Here is a 20551-nt window from a genome sequence, read left to right as displayed (position 1 = left end):
CCCCATGAGCCGGTTTCCCGAAAACATCCAGGTCCCCTCGGATTTCAGCGGTTTCGCCGTGATCGGCGGCAGCGGAGCCTACAGCCTGGGCCTGGAGCAAAGCGGCCTGGGAGTGCCAGCCGGCGCGGACCTCTGTCTGGAGACCCCCTTCGGCACGGCGGCGGATATCTCTTTCCTCCGTCCGCAAGGTGGCGCTGGCTGCTACGCTTTCATGTCCCGTCACGGGCGCCAGGGCTACAATGTCACCGCTGCGGAGGTCAACTACCGGGCGAATATCTGGGCGCTGAAGCTGATCGGCGCCACGCGGATATTCGCCTGGAGCGGCCCCGGCGCGGTGGACACGCGTTTCACTCCCGGCGAATATGTCCTGCCGGATGACCTGATCGACCTGACCCGCGGCCGCGAGAGCACGTTTTTCAAGGGCACCGGCCTGGGTTTTATCCGCCAGAACCCGGTGTTCTGCCCGCGGATGCGGCCCGTTCTGGCCGAGGCGGCGCGCGCGACCGGACGGCGGGTGCATGAGGGCGCGGTGTACGCGGTCACCGAGGGCCCGCGCCTGGAGACACCTGCCGAGGTGCGGATGATCGCCCGCCTGGGCGGGGCTCTGGTGGGGATGACCCTGGCCCCGGAGTGTTTCCTGGCCCGCGAGCTGGAGCTGTGCTACCATCCGGTCTGCTACGTGACCAACTGGGCCGAGGGTGTGCGCGAGCTGCCGTATCGCGAGGGCGAGCTGTTCGAGGGCATGCTGGAGCCGGAGCTGAGGCGCGAGGTCGATTCCGCGGTGGCGGGGTTTGCGGTCATCGTGCGCCACGCCGCGCTGGCCTTCGAGCGCCTGTCCGGGGAGAGGCGCGAGTGCCCCTGCTCGCGCTCCATGCTGCGCTACCGCAGAGCCGGGCGCATCCCCACCGACTGGCAGAGCTGGATCAAGCCGGAATAGGTTGACATCCGCGCCGGAATGAGAGACAATGCAATATTACGCATTTTCAACGTGTTCGTGACTCTGAAAGGAAAGACAATGCCGGGCAAAGTGCTGATCCTGATGGGCAGCGAGTCGGACCGCGAGGTGATGGCCAAGGCCGAGGCCGTGTTGAGCGAGGCGGGAGTGCAGTGGGAGACCCACGTTTCCAGTGCGCACCGCGCGCCGGATGCCACCCGCGAGCTGGTGCAGACCGCGGCGGAAAAGGGCTTCCGGGTGATAATCGCCGGGGCCGGCCTGGCCGCGGCCCTGCCGGGTTTCTGCGCCTCGTTCACCCGTCTGCCGGTGATCGGGGTGCCCCTGGCCTCCGGCCCCCTGGCCGGGGTGGATGCCCTGCTCTCGATCTCGCAGATGCCTCCGGGGGTGCCGGTGGCCACGGTGGGGATCAACAACTCGAAGAACGCCGCGCACCTGGCGCTGAGAATTCTGGAGTTGGCGCGTGGTTGAGCGTTTTCTGCTCCTGGAGGGGGATACGTTCCCGTCGGAGTGGGTGGCGCTGGCCGCGGAAAAGCTTGAGCAGGGCGCGGTGGTGGTCCATCCGACCGAGACCGTGCACGGTTTCGGCTGCCGTTGGGACAGCCGGGCGGCCCACGAACGGATCGTGCGGCTCAAGGGACGCGAGCCGGGCAAGGCCATGTTGTTCCTGGTCCCGGACACCGGGTGGGTCGAGCGCCTGGCGCAGGGGATTTCGCCCGAGGCTGCGGCCCTGATGCAGGCATTCTGGCCCGGGCCCCTGACCCTGGTGTTCAATGCCTCTGGAGCGGCCCATGAGCGCTGCCCCTGGCTGGGCGAGACTGTGGCCCTGCGCCGCAGCCCGCACCCGTTCACCGCGAAAGTGGTGGAACGGCTTGCGTTGCCGATGGTCTCGACCAGCCTTAACCGCTCCGGTCAGCCCGTGCCGGAGGACCCGGTCCGCTTTCTGACCGAGGTTCTTCCCGCCGAGCTGGGTGATGAGCCTCCGAAACCGCGGGTGGAGCTGGCGGTGATCGAGAGCCGAGCGCCTGGCAGCGGCGCCGGGACGGGCCTGCCCTCCAGCCTGGTCCGTCCGCTGAGCGGCGGATTCGAGTTGCTTCGCTCCGGGGCGGTCAGCGCGGAGGAGATTTCACGGCGCACTGGACTCGAACTCAGGCAGAGGTTGGGATGACAGACAAGGAAAACGGGACGGAAGAGAGCAAAGCGCCAGTGAAAAAGAAAGTCCTGTTCGTCTGCACGGGCAACACCTGCCGCAGCCCCCTGGCTGAGGCCGTGCTGAAAGCGAGGATCGCCGGGACGCCCCTGGCCGGGCGCATTGAGGTGTCCTCGGCCGGACTGCTGGCCTCGCACGGCCAGTTGGCCAGCGGCATGTCGCAGGAGGTGGCGCGCTCGCACGGCCTCGATCTGGAGGCCCACCGCAGCCGTCCCCTGACCCGCGAAATCGTGGCAGAGTCCGATCTTATCCTGGTGATGCAGGCCCTGCACCGGGTTATGCTGCAGAAAGACCCCTCGCCTGCCGGCAAGACAGTCAGGCTGCTGGGCGAGTTCGACCCAGCCCAGGCCGGGCCGGGGGGGGATATCGGCGACCCGTTTGGCGGGGACCGGCAGGCCTACGAGCAGTGCTTCGATACGATCAGCCGGGCGGTGGACAGGCTGTTCGAAAGCCTTCTGGCCGAACTGAACGTACCGGGCGGCGGAAAGAATGAAAAGCCCGATGGAACTGTTTTAAATTGACTTGAACTTGTAAGATGTATACATTAAAGCCTGATATGCGTGTTCCATGAAAGATTTTGCAGTCGCGGGAAAGAATGGTGTTTTGCCTCAGCAACCAGCGGACCGGACTCGACGTTTTAGACTCCTTTTTTGACAAGAAGGAGATTTAACCCTCCCAGTGAAAAAGAACCATCTTACCATCATTTTTATGAAAGACACCCGGCAGCCTGTCACGCTCGAAGTGTCGATCAAGCTGTTGATCCTAATAGTGGTGCTTCTTCTGGGAAGCGCATCGACGTATGCTTTTTTCATCCGCGGGTACCTGACCCTGAACAGCGACAACCAGAAGCTCGAACTGATTATTCGCTCCTTGAAAACCGACATCGGCCGTCTCCAGAACACAATCAACCGCATGAATACCGAGGATGAGACGGCATCGAGCGCCCAGTCAGCGGCGGCACAGACCCAGGAAGCCCCGCCGGATGAGAATGTCGCGGCCACACCCGAGAACATCGCGGTCGAGAACCTGAACCTAAACTACGACTCGGTCGCCGGGCAGGCGGATTACTATTTCATCCTGCATAAGATTGCAGAGGATGAGGAAGTGATGCGGGGCTACCTGTTCCTGGCGCTGAAAGATTCGAAGACCGGCGAGATACGGGCCTCTTTCCCGGAAGCGGAATACCGCACCGGCAAGCCGGTGGATTATCGCCGCGGCGACCGTTTCGCCATCCGCCGTTTCAAAGAGTACAAAGGTGTCCTTCAGTTTGCGAACCCCCCGGATATTCTGGAGGTGAAGGTTTATTCCGACACGGGCGATCTTCTGCTGAATTTCAGAAGAAGAATTCAGAAATAAAAGTTCAGGCGGTAAAAACCGGGCGAGGAAAAATGTTCAGTAAAAAGAACAAGATAGTCATCGACAGCATCAGCAGCGTGCTGGGAGAATCGACCCGGCTGGATGGAAAGCTGGTCTTTTCCGGCACCATGCGAATCGATGGGGCGGTGCAGGGTGAAATCGTCGCGGATCAGCAAAAAGGCGCACACAGCACGCTGATCATCGGTGAAAAGGCCCGGATCGACGGCGACATCCATGTGGATACGGTGATCAACAGCGGCAAGATCTACGGCAACGTGACCGCGTCCCACCGTTTGGCGATCCACGACCCCGGCCTGCTTATCGGCGATGTTCAAACGTCTGAGATAACTGTCGAGGATGGAGTTATGTTTAACGGCCGGTGCAACATGGTGCGCCGCTGATCCAATTCAAACCGGCAGCCGTGGAAGGACTGAACACTGAAAGCTTGCGGCCCAGAACGACTGTCCCTGAAAGAGGAGAGTGTATGTCCAGAAATCAACACGTCCGCTCATTCTGTCTTGTCGGCCTGCTCGCCCTTATCTCCGGCTGCATGAGCGCGCCGCAGAAAGCGAAGCTGACCGAGGTCGAGGAATTGTACCAGCAGGGCCAGTACCAGAATGCGATGAGCGTGGCGCGCTACAACATCAACAACCATGAAAACGAGCCCGCCTCGATCGTGGTGGTTTGGAAAGTCCAGGTGTTGCAGGGCACGCAGAGTGTCGAGTACGTGCAGGCCCTCTACAACGAGGCCCAGTCGCGGGTCAAGGAGTTCGGCCCCACTCTGGTGCCGTTTCTCTGCCGCGGCCTGCAGGAGGACCCCTACAATACGGTCCGTCTGTTCTGCATGTACGCAATGTCTGAGTTCGATGACACCACTGCCACCCGGTGCGTCTCCCAGGTGCTCGATCCCGCCTACACCCTGGGGGCCAAGCCGAGCGATATAACCCTGGAATTCCTGCAGTCCGAGGCGGCAATGGTCTTGGGAGCGCGCAAGTACACAGCGGCGTTCGACGGGATCGCGAAACTGGCCGAAAGCAAGAACCTCGACACGCAGAACAAGGTGGCCCAGGCCCTGGGTATGCTGGGCGATCAGCGGGCCCTGCCGGTGCTGGAAAACCTGAAGAAAAATATCCCGCCCACGCGCGAGGGCAAGTTCCTGGAGGAGATGGCCGATTCCTCGATTGCCAGGATTCAGCGCGGCCAGTGAGCGGCGCGCTCGCCTGCGGAAGATGGACAATAAAAGGAACGGCCTGAATCAGCAGTGCAAAAACGTAGGGGCGGGTTTGAAACCCGCCCCTACAGTCGTTTGGGATGCAGACTCCGAAGACCTGAACTCCGTCCTGTTATCAAGTGTCACCCATTCCAACCGCCGCCTGGCTATTCCGAGATGCGCAGGATATGCGCTCCCAGGCGGGTAAGCTTGGCCTCCAGGTTCTCGTAGCCGCGGTCCAGGTGGTAGATGCGGCTGATCTCGCCGCCGCCCTCGGCCACCAGGGCGGCCAGGACCAGCGCGGCGCTGGCCCGCAGGTCGGAGGCCATGACCGGGGCGTGGCTAAGCGGGGTCGGGCCCTGGATGGTCACCTGCTGGCCGCTCACCTCCATGCGCGCACCCAGGCGCGCCAGTTCGGGCACGTGCAGGAACCGGTTCTCGAAAATGGTCTCGCAGATGCTGCTGGGGCCGTTGGCCTGGGTAGCCAGGGCGCAGAACTGAGCCTGCATGTCGGTGGGGAACCCGGGGTAGGGGGCGGTGCAGATGTCAAAGGGCCGCAGCTCGCCGGTGCGTGTCACCCGCAGGCTGTTTTCACTTCGCTCCAGCGTGGCGCCGGCGGCCTCGATCAGAGCCAGGACCGCCTCCATCTGGACAGGGCAGCAGTCCTCGATCAGGATATCGCCACCGGTTATCGCCGCGGCCACGGCGAATGTGCCGGCCTCGATCCGGTCCGGGATCACCCGGTGCACGGCCCCGCCCAGAGCTCTCACTCCCTCGATTGTTATCTCGTTTCCGCCCGCGCCGCTCACCCGCGCCCCCATTTTGTTGAGAAGCTCGGCCATGTCCCATATCTCGGGCTCTCGGGCGGCGTTCTCGATCACTGTCACACCGCGGGCCAGGCTTGCGGCCAGCATCACGTTGATCGTGGCCCCCACGCTGGAGCCGCGCGGGCCGCTCAGGTCCACCCGTGCGCCTTGGAGGCCACCCTCCGCGTGGGCGTGGATATAGCCGCGGGAGGTGTCGATGGAGGCGCCCAGGGCGGCCAGGCCCTTGAGGTGCAGGTCCATGGCCCGCTGGCCGATCGCGCAGCCGCCGGGAAGGCTCACCTCGGCCCGCGCTTTTCGCGCCACAAGCGGCCCCAGCACGTAGTAGGAGGCCCGCATCCGCCGCACCAGGTCATAGGGCGCGGTGAACCCCTCGGCCGCGGAGGCATCCAGGCGCATCCAACCCGGCTTGCGCTCCACGTTTACGCCCAGGTTCTGCAGCACCTGGGTCATGGTGCGCACGTCCATCAGGTCGGGCACGTTGCCCAGCTCCAGCGGGCTGTCGGTAAGAAGCGCGGCCGCCATCAACGGCAGGCAGGAATTCTTGGCCCCGCCGGTACGGACCACTCCGCTTAAGGGGGGGGATTTTTCGATAACGAACTTGTCCATGCAGGGTGCCTTTCAGTGTTCAGTCATTCAACCGGCGGGCCGTGACAAACCGTTCCCGTCCGGAAAGATCGCGGTGAAATTCCGGGGCGTTGAGCTTTGCGGACCGGGCGGCGAAAATCCGCTCCAGCGAGGCATGCTGGCTCTCGCCGGTCTCGATGGCGAGCAGCCCGCCGGGGCGCAGGCAGTCCACGGCCTGGGCGGTCAGGCGCTCGATCACAGAAGTCCCGTCCGCCCCGCCGCCGTCCAGGGCCAGTTGCGGCTCGTACAGGCGTACCTCATCCGGCAGGGAGAGCATCTCGGCCGGGCTGACATAGGGCGGATTGGAGACTATAATATCGAAAATCGGCCGGGCGGCGAACGCGCTCAAGAGGTCCGCGCGGCAGAAAGAGACCGCTCCCGCGCCCGCGGGCAGGGCTTGGGCGTTGCGCACGGCCCAGGCCAGGGCCTCGGCCGAAAGGTCGCTCAGCACGTACCGGGCGGCCGGGTGCTCCACGGCCAGGGCCAGGCCCACAGCGCCGGTCCCGCAGCCCAGGTCGAGCACGCGGGGTAGCAGGGTAGGGGATGCCACGCTCTCCCCTGCCTTGGCTTTCAGTTCCTCCAGCACCAGGTCCACCAGCAGCTCGGTCTCGGGACGCGGCACCAGAGCGCCGGGGCCGGTGGCCAGGTCCAGGTGACGGAACGCGGTGCGGCCGGTGATGTACTGCAGCGGCTCGTGCGCCGCCCGTCGACGCAACAGCTCCCGGCAACGCTCCAGCTCGTCCTCGGTCAGCGGGCGCTCGTGGTTCAGGTAGAGGCCCAGACGGTCCAGGCCCAGCACGGCGCAGAGGATCAGCTCGGCGCTGCGGCGCGCTCCCGGCACGCCGTGCTCCTCGAGGTGCGCCTGGCAGAGGCGGAGTATTTCAATCAGTTTCTTCAGTGTTGCATCTCAATGAAAGAAAATATGTTCCAAGCCTTTCTTAAGGCTGTGCGCAAAGCCGGAAAAGCTTCCGGTTTTCTGCTGTGACAATATATAACCTAAGTCTGCGCCGGGCAATCCGCCCGCGAGTCAACGCCCGTTTCCTTTGACAGGCGGAGGTGAGTTTATTAAAATTGAACCTTCATCAAGTGCTTGAACCTCAAGTGATACATTCATCCGGCCCCGCGGCGGGACGGAAATAATACGAACCGTTGGAAGGTGCCTGAATGGAAAAGTTCGATTTCAAGGCAGTGGAAAAGAAATGGCAGGCCTGGTGGGAAGAACAGGGCCTGCATCACGCCGACCTGAGCGATGCGGCCCGCAAGTGCTACACACTGGTGATGTTCATCTACCCCTCGGGCGACAAGCTGCATATCGGCCACTGGTACAACTACGGGCCCACCGACACCTGGGCGCGGTTCCGCCGCATGCAGGGCTGGAACATCTTCGAGCCCATCGGCTACGATGCGTTCGGCATGCCGGCCGAGAACTACGCGATCAAGCACGGCGTGCACCCCTGGAACTCCACCGGCGACAACATCCGGTTTATCCGCGGCCAGCTCAAGGCCATCGGAGCGATGTACGACTGGTCGCGCGAGGTCAACACCAGCGCGCCGGAATACTACAAGTGGACCCAGTGGATTTTCCTGCAGCTCTACAAGGCCGGGCTGGCCTACCGGGCCAAGGCCCCGGTCAACTGGTGCCCGAGCTGCCAGACCGTGCTGGCCAACGAGCAGGTCCTGCCCGAGGGAACCTGCGAACGTTGCGAGACCCCGGTCACGCGCAAGGATTTAGTCCAGTGGTTCTTCGGGATCACCCGCTACGCCGACCGTCTGCTGGCCGGGCTGGACAAAATCGACTGGCCCGAGAAGACCAAGACCATGCAGCGTAACTGGATCGGACGCAGCGAGGGGGCCGAACTCACGTTCAGCTTCGCCACGGACACCCCCGGCGCCGACCGTCTGGGCCCCGAGGAACGGAATTTCAAGGTCTTCACCACCCGTCCCGACACGCTGTTCGGCGTTACCTACGTGGTGATGGCCCCGGAGCACCCGCTGGTGGAGCGGATCACCGTGCCGGAGCGACGCGCGGACGTGGCGGACTATGTCGCGCTGGCCCGCAGCCAGAACGAAATCCAGCGCACCAGCACGGTCAAGGAGAAAACCGGCGTGTTCACCGGGGCCTACGCGGTCAATCCGGCCAACGGCGAGCGGGTGCCGGTCTGGATCGCGGACTACGTGCTGGCCTCCTACGGCACCGGGATTGTGATGGCTGTGCCGGCGCACGATGAGCGCGATTTCGAGTTTGCGGGCAAGCTGGGCCTTCCGGTGCGCGAGGTGATCGCTCCGCAGGGTGGTCAGGCCGGGCAGCCGCTGGAGCAGGCCTACACCGAGCCGGGTACCATGGTCGACTCGGGCGAGTTCAACGGCCGCGAGTCGCGCGCCGGCGGCCGCGCCCTGGTGGAAAAGCTGAAAGCGGCGGGCAAGGCCGATTTCAAGATCAACTACAAGCTGCGCGACTGGCTGATCAGCCGTCAGCGCTACTGGGGCGTGCCCATCCCGGTGGTCTACTGCGAGGAGCACGGCGAGGTGCCGGTCCCGGAGGACCAGCTCCCGGTGCTGCTGCCCTACGAGGTGGATTTCAAGAAAGCGGTCAAGGGAGTGAGCCCGCTCGCCACGAACCAGGAGTTTGTCCACACCACCTGCCCGCTCTGCGGCAAGCCGGCCCGGCGTGAGATCGACACCATGGACACCTTTGTCGACTCCTCCTGGTATTTCCTGCGCTACCCTGACCCGGCCGACAGCACACAGCCTTTCAACAAAGAGATTGTCTCCAAGTGGCTGCCGGTGGACCATTATGTCGGCGGGGCCGAGCACGCCGTGATGCACCTTCTGTACGCCCGTTTTGTGACCATGGTGCTCCACGACCTGGGACACATTCCGTTCGAGGAGCCGTTCCAGCGCCTGAGCCACCAGGGGACGATCACGAACCAGGGCGCCAAGATGAGCAAGAGCCGCGGCAACGTGATCAACCCCGAGAATTTCCTGGAGCGCTACGGCGCGGACGCGTTCCGCTGCTACATCATGTTCATGGGTGACTACTCCCAGGGCGGCGACTGGGACGACACCGGGATCCAGGGCATGAACCGTTTCATCGGCCGGGTCTGGCGCCTGGTGCAGCACAATGCCGAACGGGTGCGCGGCGTGGAGCCCGCGCGGACCACACCGTCGGCCCTGGCGGGCCTGGGCCGCGCCGAGCAGGACATCCTGCGCGTGATGCACAACTCGATCCGTGGTGCCGGGGACGACCTGGAGCGCATGCATTTCAACACCGCGCTCAGCCGGATCATGGAGCTGGTTAACGTGTTGGTGCCGTACGCCGGCGAGGAAACGGGCAACGCGCCAGTAAGCCTGACGTTTCTGGCCGAGGCTCTGGAGGTTCTGGTGAAGCTCCTGGCGCCGTTCGCCCCGCATTTCTGCGAGGAGCTCTGGCAGAGCGCCCTGGGGCGCAACGGCAGCGTGTTCCGCAGCGAGTGGCCGTCCTGGGACAAGGAAATCCTCAAAGAGGATGTGGTCACGCTGGTGGTGCAGGTCAACGGCAAGCTGCGCTCGCACCTCGATGCGCCGCGGGGCTTAAGCCAGGATAAGGCCTGCGAGCTGGCCCTGGCGGATGAGAAAGTCGGCCGCTACGTGGACAGCAGCAAAATCCGTAAGATTATCTACGTGCCCGACAAGCTGCTGAATTTCGTGGTGGCTTGAACCGCGGGCCGGAAAGCAGTATAATGAAGCGGGCAGGGAAGCCTCCATACTGGAGATCAGTCTGGAGGCTTTTTTATTTGTTTCAGTGTGTATCGGACAGCCGAAGGAGGCTTGGTATGCAGTACAGGTATCTGGGCAGCCAAGGTCTGAAAGTGTCGGCCCTCGGGCTTGGCTGTATGGGGATGTCGGAGTTCTACGGCAACGCGGATGAGGCCGAGTCGATCCGCACGATCCACCGGGCGCTGGAGCTGGGCCTGAATTTCCTGGACACAGCGGACATGTACGGCGTGGGCCGCAACGAGGAGCTGGTTGGGCGGGCTATCCGCGACCGCAGGGACAAGGTGGTCCTGGCCACGAAATTCGGCAACGTGCGCGGTGCGGATGGCAGTTTTCTGGGGGTGAACGGCAAGCCGGAGTACGTGCGCAAGTGCTGCGACGCCAGTCTGAAACGTTTAAATATTGAAACTATAGATCTTTACTACCAGCACCGGGTCGATCCGGACACGCCAATCGAGGAGACCGTGGGCGCGATGGCCGAGCTGGTCAAGGCCGGAAAGGTGCGCTATCTGGGGCTATCCGAGGCCGGCCCGGCCAATATCCGCAAGGCCCGGGCCGTGCACCCGATAAGCGCCCTGCAGAGCGAATACTCGCTCTGGACCCGGGACGTGGAGTCCGAAATCCTGTCCACCTGCCGTGAGCTGGGGATCGGTTTTGTGGCCTACAGTCCGCTCGGACGCGGGTTTCTGACCGGAAAGATCAAGGACAGCACTGGGCTGGATGAGAAAGACAGCCGCCGCAGCGGATATTTCCCGCGTTTCAGCGGGGACAATTTCGAGCAGAACCTGAAGATAGTCCGGGCGCTGGAGGCGATAGCCGCGGACAAGAAATGCACTCCGGCGCAGTTGGCGCTGGGCTGGCTGCTGGCCCAGGGCGCGGATATCGTGCCGATAGCCGGGACCAAGCGCGTGAAATACCTGGAGGAGAACATCGAGGCGCTGAACGTGAGTCTGGGACGCGAGGACCTGGAACGGATCGACCGGGTGGCGCCGAAGGGTGTGGCGCAGGGATTGCGTTACGCGGAGTACTCGATGAAGACGATCGACTGGTAGGTCGTGCTGAATGGCAGGTACGATTTAAGGAATGCGCATTCCGGCATAAGTTACGGATCGCATTGGCCGCCAAAGAGTTGATTTAACCGATGTCGCATAAGATATATTATGTAAACCATGGGAAATGTTTCTCGTCAGAGAAGCGTTCGGCCGGTGGAGCTTTTCGGCAATCCCCTCCCTGATAAAAGAAGCCCCGGTCCGTGTCGAGCAATTACACGGACCGGGGCCTTTGCTTTCCACCGAACTTGACGGGTCAGAAACCGCGCAAGGAATACCGGTTGCGGATTACCATGTACAGGAACGCGAGCACGCCGATGAAAATAATCAGCAGGCCGGCCTGCATGTAGAACTCGGATTGAAGGTTCTTGGCCAGGAACATTATATAGGCCGTGGTCAGGATCAGGATTCCGCTCACCACGACAAAAGTCGCAAGTATCTTGCCTCTTTCCTGACGCTGGTAGCTGTGGCAGAATTGGCAGCGCACAGCGCGCACATCGATCTCCTCGCCGCAGAAACAGCAGCGTTTCATGCCCTCGGACACGGGTATCTTTTCGAGTTCGCTCTGCTCACCCCGCTTGCGGAACCAGGACAGAAAAGTCCCCAGGCCATAGACCAGGAAACCGATATAGGCCATGAAAATTCCGACCCGCATGAACAGAATGGTCATCTCGTTAAAATTGGACAGGTACCAGATGTAGCTGGCCGCGCCCCCCAGGATGCCGCAGATCATCATGCAGGTGCCCCAGAATTGTCCCTCGTTGATTCTGGGACGGATATAGGACAGGCATTTAGGGCATTTAATGGCATGGGCGTTAATCTGGGAATAGCACACCGGGCAGGGTTTCATCGACACCTCGCAGTTAATTGTGTGTGGCGGCGCACAATGCGAGAAACTACGTCAAGGGATCGAGATTAACTTTATATTCTATAAATATTTCGATCCTGCGGTTTTTCTTACGGTTCTCCTCGGTGTCGTTCGGGAATGCGGGACGGAACTCGCCGTATGAAACAACGGAAAAGCGTTTCGGGTCGAGCTTGGAATAGTTCATGCCGAACTTGGCCACGTTGCGCGCACGGGCGTAGGCCAGCTCCCAGTTGGAATTGTAGAGTCCTCCGCTGATCGGAGTGTCATCGGTGTATCCGCAGACCCGGATATCGTTATCGAAGGTCTTGGCCAACTCGAATATCTTGGCCAGGTACGGCATGCCCTGGGGGCGTATCTCGGCGCTCCCCTGCTCGAAAAGGATCGGAGTCAGGACACGCACCGCGATCCCCTCGCTGGTGATCTTGACGCTGAGGCTTTTCTTCTCATTCTGCGTTTCGGCGAAATCCTGCAGCGCTGAAATAGCCATGGACAGTTCGCCCATGTCCACGTCGCTGACTTTCCAGACCACCGCCTGTTGCATCTCTGGAGACGAGGAATCCTCGGTGAGAACGCCGAGAGAACCTTTCAGCGCTCCCACGGCTTTGTTGAATGGGTTCGGGTCGGTCGAGGACATCGAGACGATCAGAACGAAAAAGCACAGCAGCAGCGACATCAGGTCACTGTACGTACACAACCAGGGCGGTGCGCCTTCCGGGCATTCGCATTCTTCTTTGGCCATTGTCTGTATCCGTGTCTGAGAGCATGCCGATGAAAAAGAGAAAAACCGGTTTCACTCTTGTATGCAAAAACCGTGCAACACAAACCGGAGACTGCCCCACCCGGGTTCGGAAAATATCAGCGCGCAAACAAGAGATGGTAATTGCCGGAAGGCGGTTTTTTCGAATCATCTATACTATAGGTCTCTCGGCGGGCATTTGTCAATAAACCGTGGCATAGCGCTTGCCAATGAAACATTGTCGATCTATATTAATTAATCACCTTTTTGGCGAGGTCTCCGATGCCGAACATGATAATCGTAGCCGGCATTTTTGTAGTGATCCTCTTTGTTGTGGCTGTATTTATCGCCCAGCAGATGAGCAATGTCGAAAAGATGAACCTGAACCGCAAGCCCAAAACCCTGAGTGACAAGCTGCGGGAAAGCGGCCTGGCGCCGTTGGACACCGAGCGTTTCCGCGAGATAGTCATGTCCGGTGGCAACCAGGAGGTGGAGCCACTGCTGGACACTGCCGATACGAGATCCACCTCCATCGAATCCCCGGATGACATAGATTTCAGAAGCCTCGAGATGTCCGGGCTCCGGCTCAATCTGGAGGGCAAGGACCTTCAGACTGTCTACGCCGAATACCTTTCCGCCAAGAACCTTAACCCGTTCGATGTGGAGCCGGAATTCACCCTGGGCATCGCCTATATGCGATTCGCCCAGTATGACAAGGCTCAGAACCAGTTTCAGAAAGTGATTGACTCAAAGCCTGAATTTCCGGGTATATATTACTATCTCGGAGAGTCTTTACGCTGCAATGGTCAGTATTACGAGGCCATGAACGCCTACAAGAGCTCCTGGGAGATGGACAAAAAACTGAGCGAGAAAGCCGCAGGACTGTCCTGAAGCCGTCTTTAGGAAATGCTTAAGCCGCACTGGGAGGATATGCAGGAATGAAATCTTTGCAGGAATTTATTTCCCCTCTGGTCACCGCGACCGTGCTCGGCATGTCTGTTCTGTCGTTGGGAGAACTCTCGGCGCAGCAGCCGCAGAGCGGTCCCAAGATCGAAGCGTTGCAGCCCAATTACGAATTCGGCGCCATCTACCGCGGGGCCGTGGTCACGCATAAGTTCTCCCTGCGCAACGTGGGCCGGGCAACTCTCGTGATCGACAATGTCCGTTCGAGCTGCGGCTGCACCGTGGCCCTGGCCGACAAGAAAGAAGTCGCCCCGGGCGAAAGTACGTACATTTCGGCTTCCTTCGATTCGGGACGCTTCTCGGGCAAGGTGCAGAAAGAGATATACGTGCAGTCTAACGACTCGCTCCAACCGGTGACCAAGCTCTCCCTGGAGGGTGAGGTCCGGGTGGACCTGAGCGTCTCGCCCAATCAGATGTATTTCTCCGGGCTCAAGGAGGGTGAGCGGATCGAGCGCAAGATCAACCTGCTGAACACCTCCGAGATCACGATCGGGATCACCGAGGTCTCCTGCACCGTGCCGGATGTCCGTTTCGAGCTGCCCAAGCTGAAACTGAAGCCCGGCGAGAACACCCAGATGCTGCTGGTCGTGGACAAGGTCACGCGCGAGACCAAGCTCACCGGCAGTATGACCATCCATTTCACCGGCCCGCAGAAAGAAGTGACAATCAAGCTTTACAGCCGGGCGGTGGACTAAGGTCCGCTAACAGGCGCTGACAAAAAGGCCGTTGTCCGGGTGACCGGGCAGCGGCCTTTCACGTTCCGGTTACAGCTCTACTCGTTACCGTCGGCCCGGCCTTTCTCCGGCCCGGCCTGCGGAGCGTTCAGACGTTCGTAGTACTTGCGGATCAGGTTCTCGTAGCTTTCAGGGTAGGCGCCGTTCCATTTCTGGAATATGGCCTCCAGCTCCGACTGTCTGGCCGCCGGATCGAGCAGGTCGGGGCTGAGCGCCGAGGGTGGCGCCGGAGTGTAATCCCGCGCGGTCTCGCTCTTGCGCTCGTTGTCGCGGCTGTCGTTGTTGCGCAGGGAGTGCTGGGCGCTTAGCATGCGGTCGAGAAGGCGCTGCTGGCGCTGCAGGGTTTCGGGCGTCACACCCCTTTTCAGCATCTGTTCCGCCACCTCGCTGGCCTCTTTTTCCATCCCCTCCAGTGCGTCCTTGAGCCGCCCGGTCTGCGCCGACTGGCCGGCCTGCTCGGCCATGCGGGCCAACTGCTCCTGGATTGCCCGCTGCTCGGCCGCCATCTGGCGCAGCATCTCCTGCATCTGACCCTGTGCGGACTGCGGCGGCAGCGAAAGCCCGGAGCCTGTGCCGGAGGGGTTCTGGCCGTTCCGGCGGCGCTGACTGCTACCCATCTGCTGCTGCATGTTCCGGTTCAGCTCCTCCTGGCGGCGTGAGAGTTGCTCGAGCTGCTTCATCATCCGGTCCATCCCTACCCCACTGCTCGACTGCAGAAGGTTGTCGTGGTCTTCCATCAGGCTGAGCATGCCGGCGTTGATCGCGGCCAGGGCGCCGGCCGCGGCCTGGAAGGCTTGGTCCTTGTTGCGCTCCTCGGCGCTGAGCAGGCTGGCCGCGCTTTCGCTGCGTGCGCTGGCCGCATCCACTATATCCAGAAGGCGCACGCTGATGAAAAAATTGTCCCGCGCGGACTCGACCAGCCCGGCCAGCACCGTGGACAGCCCCCGTGAGACCTCCTGCTGCTGTCCCGCGATCTTGAGCACGTCCGGATGGCTGAAATCAGTCTCCGCCTGTATCTGCTCGGCCACCTCCTCCTGGTGCCTGGACAGATAATCCAGGTTGTCGAACGCCCGGAGTATGGCCTCGGAAACCTCCTGCCGCCATTTCTCTTTCAGTTCCCGGCTGTATTTCTCCATCCGTTCGTGCAGTGCATCCATCCTGCGGCCCGCGCGGCGCTGGGAGCCGGCGGCCTTGCCCGGCTGCTCGGCCTCCAGGGCTTGTTCTGTCTCCTCGTAATCCTGCTCGAAAGATTCCCGCTGCTCGGGCGCCGACTCCTGGCCCAGCTTCGCGGCCAGCTCTTTCTGGCCCGCCCGGTCGAAGCTCTTGACCGCGTTTCCCATCCGGTCGAACACCTCGGCGGTCAGCTTTTTCATCTGGTCGAGGGCCTCGGCGGGCTCCTTGCCGGTCAGCTCGCGCTCCAGGGGTGACTGCTCGGTCTCGCGCTTGGAGGACTGGCCCCCGGCCTGCGTCGAGTCGCTGAGCGCGCTTCCGGGGGCGCCGAGGCTGTCGGCGGAGGCCTCACTGCCCGGTTGGCCCGGCTTGGCGCCTGAGGCGGCCAGCGAGTCGGCGCTCTCACCTTTCTGTTCACCGTCTGGAGATTTCACGGCCACGCTGTCGGCCAGGGCCTCGCTGGCCGCAGCCAGTTCGCGCGTGCGGCTGACCAGGAAATCCATCTGCTGTTCGAGCTTGACCTTTTCGAGCACGCTGATTGTCTTGTCCAGCTTGTCCAGCAGCTTTTCCTGCGAGAACTCCAGCTTGTTCATCTGGTCCGAGAGCGCCTTGTTGTCGAGCTTGTCCAGGGAGGACTGTATCTTGGAGAGCAGCTCTTTGACCTCATCGGTCGAGATCTCGTCCATCAGCTGCTGCACGCGCTGGAGTTTTTCGAGCAGCTCGGGCGAGCTGGCCCCCGCGCTTTGCATGCGCTCGATGTTCTGTTTCATCTGGTCGGCCAGACGGCCCACCTGCTCGGAGATCTGTTTCTGGCGCTCCAGGGCCTGCCCCAGGCGCTGTTTCTCCTGCCAGTCCATCTCGTGGCCGCGCTCCAGGGCCTCCTGCATTTTCTTGACCTGCTCCAGGGTTTTCTGGCCCTCCTGGCCCAGGTCATCCAGGCGCGATGCGATCTGCTCCTGCTGTTTCTCGCCCTGCTTGAATATCTCCTCAAGCGAGGGGAACTTGAGACGGAACTCGGCGCTGGCGGTGGCCTTGGGGCCGCTGACCCGGTCGTTGTCCCAGGCGGTCAGGCGATAGAGCACGGACTCACCGGGCAGAAGGTGCAACTCGCCCAGCTCCCAGTTGAAACGCTCCAGGACGTGGGTGGCCCCGCTGGAAGAACCCGCGGGCAGGCTCAGGCTGCGCTCCTGGTCCTCCCTCCGTCCGCCCGTTTTCTCCTTGCGGTAGCTCAGGCTGACCCGGCTCAGGCCGTAATCATCCGCCGCCTCGTACATCAGGGGCTGGACCATCTCCCGGCCCAGGTTGGCCTCGGCCTCCGGAAAAAGCAGCACTATCCGCGGCGCCTCATCGTTCAGCACAGTGACCGGGTACGGCAGAGTGTCGGTGTTGGCCAGGCCCCAGGTGTCGGTCAGGCGCAGGCTGTAGCGGGTGTCCGCATCCAGGACAAGAGTGTCGCAGAACACACGCTCCGCAGTGACCGGCATCCGGTGCACTTCGCCACGTTCCAGGCGCAACTCGGCCGCGGCCAGCGGGTTGCTGGCCCGTCCGCTCAGGACCACCCGTGTGCCGCGCAGGGCCTGGACCGCCCGGTCGCGCTCGGTCTCGTAGACTCCCAGGCCGGTGTAGGCCGGGTACTCGTAGCGCAGGTGAAGGCTGGTGACAAAGGGGTTGCTGGTCACGGTGACCCGGAAAGTGTCGGTCACTGTGCTCCCCTGCGACACCACGTAGCTCAGGTCGCTCTCAAGCGGGCCGAGGTCGGCGCGGTACTCAAACTGGTCACGCAGGTAGGACATTTCCCGGCTTTGGCCCACCTTACCGGCCTGCCACCAGTCCAGGCGCACCCGTCCCGGACGGTGGATCGAGCCGACCGCCCGCACGCTGAGCGAATCTCCCCGCATCAGGGTGATATTGCCGGGGCTTACGATCAGGTGGTAGGCGCGCTCGCGGCGGATCAGGTCGAACGGGTCGGCCCAGGCGCGCAGGCTCTGGCCCACGGCCAGGGGACGGTAGAGGAACAACCCCAGGCAGAGGCTGCAGGCCGCCAGCAGAATACGCCGTCTGCGGCGCACCTGAGCCGCGCGGGGCGCGGTGATATTGTCGAAAAGGCGTTTCTGCGCCTCAGACCCTCTCACATTGGAGGCGGTGCGCTCCAGCGCGGCTGCCACCAGTTCAGTCGAATAGAATTCTCCGGACCGGAAAGCCCCTCCCATGAACTGCAGGGCCGACTCCAGGCCGTTGTGCAACTCGGGCGCGGCATGGTCGCAGGCGCGGGCCACTGCTTCGAGACGACCGTATACCTGCCAGGCCCGCCAGAGGCCCCACTGGAGAATCCCGGCCAGAATCGCGGCCAATGCGGTCAGGAGCCCCAGCCGCCATACTCCCGGCAGCCAGAACAGGCTGTCCAGGCCGGTCAGGAGCACCACGGCCAGCGCGGCGGCGGCCAGAAGACGCTCCCCCACCGCGATTAAACCGGCGCGCAGCAGACGGGCGCGGACTCGCCGCAGGGTGGACTCTATCTGACTGGCTGGCGGTATGTGGTCGAATGTGGCCATACTTTCACTCGCGAGTCAGGGCGTACATGAATATGTTCACTCCCATGCGCAGGGCGGCCTGACGGACCGGCTCGGGGTCCTTGTGAACCTCCGGGTCCTCCCAGCCGTCGCCCAGGTCGGTGTTCAGGCTGTAGAACACCACCAGACGACCGGCGGCGAAAATTCCCAGCCCCTTGGGCGGGCCCCCGTCATGCTCGTGCACCTTGGGCAGGCCGCCCGGGAAATCGAACACCGTGTGGAAGATCGGATAGTCGAACGGCACCGGCACAAACTCCTTGTCCGGGAACACTTTTTTCATCTCACGGCGGAAACTGGCATCCATGCCGTAGTTATCATCCGCGTGCAGGAACCCGCCGCCCAGGAGGTACTTGCGCAGGCGGACCACCTCCTCCTCATCGAACGAGACATTGCCGTGGCCGTTCAGGTAAAGGAAGGGGTAGCGGAACAGCTCGGCGCTTTTCAGGCGCACTTGTGCCTCTTGCTTGTCTACCGACAATCCGGTATACTTTCTGATCGCAGCCAGCAGATTGGGCAGCGAGGAGGGGTTGGAGTACCAGTCTCCCCCACCCTCGTAGATCACCCGGGCGATTGTCAGCCGCGCACCCGTGGTGGATGGGGCCACAGGCGGGTTCGGCGTCTGGGCCGCTGACGGGCGCGTCAAGACCGCCGCGGCAAGAAGCAGCAGAGCAGTTCCGAGCCTGGGTTTCATTCTCGACAGCCTCATGTACGATTAACCTTTCCCCGGTCTCGCCCCGAAGGGTGGAGCATGGATTCAGACCTGCGCCGCAAAATCTACCTGGTCCTCGGTCTGCTGGCCGTGTACGCCGCGGTCAGTTTTTGGGTCCCCTATAGCAAGCTCTGGGTGATGAAAGACCTGATGCAGACCCAGTCGAGGATGTTTTTCGCCTCGCAGTCCGAGGAGCGGGTGCGCGCTTTCCTGGCCGCCAAGGCCGAGGACCTGAACCTGAGTGTCCGGCCGGAGGACCTCCGGGTGCAGACTATCAACGGGGAGATTATCTATATCGAGTTGAGCTGGAAGGCCCCGGTCGATATACTGTTCTTCCACACCAGCCTGGATTTCAACCCCAAGATTTTCGGCCTGATCCGAGGTTTCGAGGGCGCCACGACCGGGTCCATCGAATCGCCCGACAGCGCGGTCTCGGACCTTTCCGACAGCACCGCCCGGTTCCTTCAGGAACACAACATGCTGGGTGGCTCGATCAAGGGGTTTTTCTCCCGCTGAAACTCTGCACGCTCACCACGGATAGTACCCCCCGAATCACGCTCTGTTTAAGATAGCCCCCATTTTTATTCCGTTCAAGGGCCATGCCGTCCGCTCAGGCGAAATCCCACTCGGTGTGGGGCGTGCGGTTGAGCACCAGGTAGCCGTACAACAGGCGCGGGTACGAAAACGGCTCCAGGCCGTGGCGACAGTAGAGCGGGGTGAGAAGGCGCTGCAGGCGGGGCAGGTTGTAGAAAGGAACCCCCGGGAAATAGTGGTGTTCCAGGTGGTAGTTCGAGTTGAGGTAGAGGAAATCCCAGAACCAGTGGCCCGCGATCCAGGTGGTCCAGCCGGCCGGGTCCCCGGTCTTGATGTTGTAGTGCTGGCCCACCCGGTTGAGGGCGAAAACGAGCGGGAACACGAAATACACCGGCAGTGCATAGGCCCTGAACCAGGCCCCGGCCCCGCCCAGCCAGAAAAGAAGGACCTGGAAAGCCAGGTGGCCGGCGACAGAGACCAATCGCTCGCGCTTGATCCTGTTTCTGAGGTCCGACGGATAAGTGGCTGCTTCTCTTGCGGCTGCGCGAAAATAGATAAAGAACAGCGCCGGGGTGAAATAGAGTGTTTTCACCAGACGTGAATTTCTCTTGGGCGACAGGTGGTGACGCTTGGGGTCGAGGGTCGAGTGGCCTAACTGGAGGTGATGGTCGAGGTGCCAGCGGGTGAACTGCGAGCTGGAGATGCCGCTCCAGAACGCGTACAGGTGGCCGAGAAAACGGTTGAGGTGCGGGTGGTGGCCGCGGAAGATCAGGTTATGGAGCTGCTCGTGCAGCAGGACCGTGAAATTGAACACTGTCACCCCCGAGAGCAGCGCGGCAGGAACAACCACCCAGAGCGTGCGGTAGCGCACCAGGGCCCAGGTGGAGAGGCCCAGGAAAACGAACTGCCGCGCCGCGACCGCAAAGTGACGCCAGGGCTGCTTACGCTGCAAGCGGGCGGTTTCGTTATGATCGATCGTGGCCTTAAGCTCCTCGCGCAGCTCGCGCGAGGCCTCGGCCCAGAAATATTTCGGCTCGCTCATGCGTTCAATCCTAAATGAGATACATTCTCATGTTATTGGCCCACGGGCACTGTTTCTGTATCGCAACAACCTTAGTATTGATTAACGCTTCAGAAGCGGTATGTCAAGCAGCCAGATGTTTTTGGGCGGGAAAAGGCTTCCTGGCGGGCAATCCACGGCGGGAAGAGGGCTTGTCCTCCCCTGCCCCGGCTCAGATCAGGTAGAGGCTGAAAAACAGCAGCACCCAGACAATGTCCACAAAGTG

General features: G+C 62.1%; 19 protein-coding genes. 12 read left to right on the top strand and 7 right to left on the bottom strand.

Annotation, left to right across the window (positions count from 1 at the left end; all coding sequences use genetic code 11):
* Window positions 1-4 precede the first annotated feature (4 nt).
* The 7 genes from LLH00_09970 (at window position 5) to LLH00_09940 (ending at window position 4725) form a co-directional block, all read left to right on the top strand.
* On the top strand, window positions 5-937 hold the full coding sequence (locus LLH00_09970) for an MTAP family purine nucleoside phosphorylase (GenBank protein ID MCE5271594.1): 933 nt from the start codon (window positions 5-7) through the stop codon (window positions 935-937).
* Between the two features lie 78 nt (window positions 938-1015).
* Window positions 1016-1423 carry a 5-(carboxyamino)imidazole ribonucleotide mutase gene (purE, locus tag LLH00_09965; GenBank protein MCE5271593.1) on the top strand — a complete coding sequence of 136 codons (408 nt, stop codon included), beginning with the start codon at window positions 1016-1018 and terminating at the stop codon, window positions 1421-1423.
* A complete protein-coding gene (locus LLH00_09960) occupies window positions 1416-2120 on the top strand; it encodes an L-threonylcarbamoyladenylate synthase (GenBank protein MCE5271592.1) in 705 nt (234 codons plus the stop codon). Before purE ends, LLH00_09960 begins: the two co-directional genes overlap by 8 nt.
* Window positions 2117-2683, top strand: a complete 567-nt coding sequence (locus tag LLH00_09955; GenBank protein MCE5271591.1) for a low molecular weight protein arginine phosphatase — start codon at window positions 2117-2119, stop codon at window positions 2681-2683. The genes LLH00_09960 and LLH00_09955 overlap by 4 nt, the downstream gene beginning before the upstream one ends.
* Before the next feature lie 157 nt (window positions 2684-2840).
* Entirely contained in the window at window positions 2841-3518 is a 678-nt protein-coding gene (locus LLH00_09950) for a hypothetical protein (GenBank protein ID MCE5271590.1), read from the top strand.
* A gap of 32 nt (window positions 3519-3550) precedes the next feature.
* Window positions 3551-3919, top strand: a complete 369-nt coding sequence (locus tag LLH00_09945; GenBank protein MCE5271589.1) for a polymer-forming cytoskeletal protein — start codon at window positions 3551-3553, stop codon at window positions 3917-3919.
* An 83-nt stretch (window positions 3920-4002) separates the two neighbouring features.
* Window positions 4003-4725 (top strand): HEAT repeat domain-containing protein, encoded by a 723-nt coding sequence (locus LLH00_09940; protein ID MCE5271588.1) that lies wholly within the window; start codon window positions 4003-4005, stop codon window positions 4723-4725.
* 170 nt (window positions 4726-4895) lie between these two features.
* On the opposite strand, the gene murA is transcribed toward LLH00_09940, so the two are convergent.
* Together murA and prmC are read right to left on the bottom strand one after the other, a co-directional pair.
* A complete protein-coding gene (murA, locus tag LLH00_09935; GenBank protein MCE5271587.1) occupies window positions 4896-6161 on the bottom strand; it encodes a UDP-N-acetylglucosamine 1-carboxyvinyltransferase in 1266 nt (421 codons plus the stop codon).
* Between the two features lie 19 nt (window positions 6162-6180).
* Window positions 6181-7059 carry a peptide chain release factor N(5)-glutamine methyltransferase gene (prmC, locus tag LLH00_09930; protein MCE5271586.1) on the bottom strand — a complete coding sequence of 293 codons (879 nt, stop codon included), beginning with the start codon at window positions 7057-7059 and terminating at the stop codon, window positions 6181-6183.
* A 284-nt stretch (window positions 7060-7343) separates the two neighbouring features.
* Between prmC and leuS the strand changes: the two genes are divergently transcribed.
* Both leuS and LLH00_09920 read left to right on the top strand, forming a co-directional pair.
* The gene (gene leuS, locus LLH00_09925) at window positions 7344-9875 is read left to right on the top strand and encodes a leucine--tRNA ligase (protein ID MCE5271585.1); all 2532 of its coding nucleotides are present in this window, start codon (window positions 7344-7346) and stop codon (window positions 9873-9875) included.
* Between the two features lie 116 nt (window positions 9876-9991).
* Window positions 9992-10984 (top strand): aldo/keto reductase, encoded by a 993-nt coding sequence (locus LLH00_09920; protein MCE5271584.1) that lies wholly within the window; start codon window positions 9992-9994, stop codon window positions 10982-10984.
* Between the two features lie 253 nt (window positions 10985-11237).
* On the opposite strand, the gene LLH00_09915 is transcribed toward LLH00_09920, so the two are convergent.
* Together LLH00_09915 and LLH00_09910 are read right to left on the bottom strand one after the other, a co-directional pair.
* Window positions 11238-11717 (bottom strand): hypothetical protein, encoded by a 480-nt coding sequence (locus tag LLH00_09915; protein MCE5271583.1) that lies wholly within the window; start codon window positions 11715-11717, stop codon window positions 11238-11240.
* A 160-nt stretch (window positions 11718-11877) separates the two neighbouring features.
* Complete coding sequence (locus tag LLH00_09910) at window positions 11878-12588, bottom strand: flagellar motor protein MotB (protein ID MCE5271582.1); 711 nt, start codon at window positions 12586-12588, stop codon at window positions 11878-11880.
* Between the two features lie 279 nt (window positions 12589-12867).
* Here LLH00_09910 and LLH00_09905 point away from each other — a divergent pair, with 279 nt between their 5' ends.
* Both LLH00_09905 and LLH00_09900 read left to right on the top strand, forming a co-directional pair.
* The gene (locus LLH00_09905) at window positions 12868-13476 is read left to right on the top strand and encodes a hypothetical protein (GenBank protein ID MCE5271581.1); all 609 of its coding nucleotides are present in this window, start codon (window positions 12868-12870) and stop codon (window positions 13474-13476) included.
* 47 nt (window positions 13477-13523) lie between these two features.
* Complete coding sequence (locus LLH00_09900; protein MCE5271580.1) at window positions 13524-14243, top strand: DUF1573 domain-containing protein; 720 nt, start codon at window positions 13524-13526, stop codon at window positions 14241-14243.
* 77 nt (window positions 14244-14320) lie between these two features.
* On the opposite strand, the gene LLH00_09895 is transcribed toward LLH00_09900, so the two are convergent.
* Together LLH00_09895 and LLH00_09890 are read right to left on the bottom strand one after the other, a co-directional pair.
* Window positions 14321-18004, bottom strand: coding sequence for a hypothetical protein (locus LLH00_09895; GenBank protein ID MCE5271579.1), 3684 nt, complete (start codon window positions 18002-18004; stop codon window positions 14321-14323).
* 4 nt (window positions 18005-18008) lie between these two features.
* Complete coding sequence (locus LLH00_09890; GenBank protein MCE5271578.1) at window positions 18009-18713, bottom strand: DUF4159 domain-containing protein; 705 nt, start codon at window positions 18711-18713, stop codon at window positions 18009-18011.
* 57 nt (window positions 18714-18770) lie between these two features.
* Here LLH00_09890 and LLH00_09885 point away from each other — a divergent pair, with 57 nt between their 5' ends.
* Window positions 18771-19247, top strand: a complete 477-nt coding sequence (locus tag LLH00_09885; protein ID MCE5271577.1) for a hypothetical protein — start codon at window positions 18771-18773, stop codon at window positions 19245-19247.
* Between the two features lie 94 nt (window positions 19248-19341).
* Here the strand turns inward: LLH00_09885 and LLH00_09880 are convergent, their stop codons facing one another.
* Window positions 19342-20307 carry a fatty acid desaturase gene (locus LLH00_09880; GenBank protein MCE5271576.1) on the bottom strand — a complete coding sequence of 322 codons (966 nt, stop codon included), beginning with the start codon at window positions 20305-20307 and terminating at the stop codon, window positions 19342-19344.
* Window positions 20308-20551 lie beyond the last annotated feature (244 nt).

Source organism: bacterium (assembly GCA_021372515.1).
In the GTDB taxonomy this organism is placed as follows: domain Bacteria; phylum Gemmatimonadota; class Glassbacteria; order GWA2-58-10; family GWA2-58-10; genus JAJFUG01.
The sequence above is the reverse complement of the archived record's forward strand: the minus strand, read 5'-3'. Positions and strand labels throughout refer to the sequence as shown.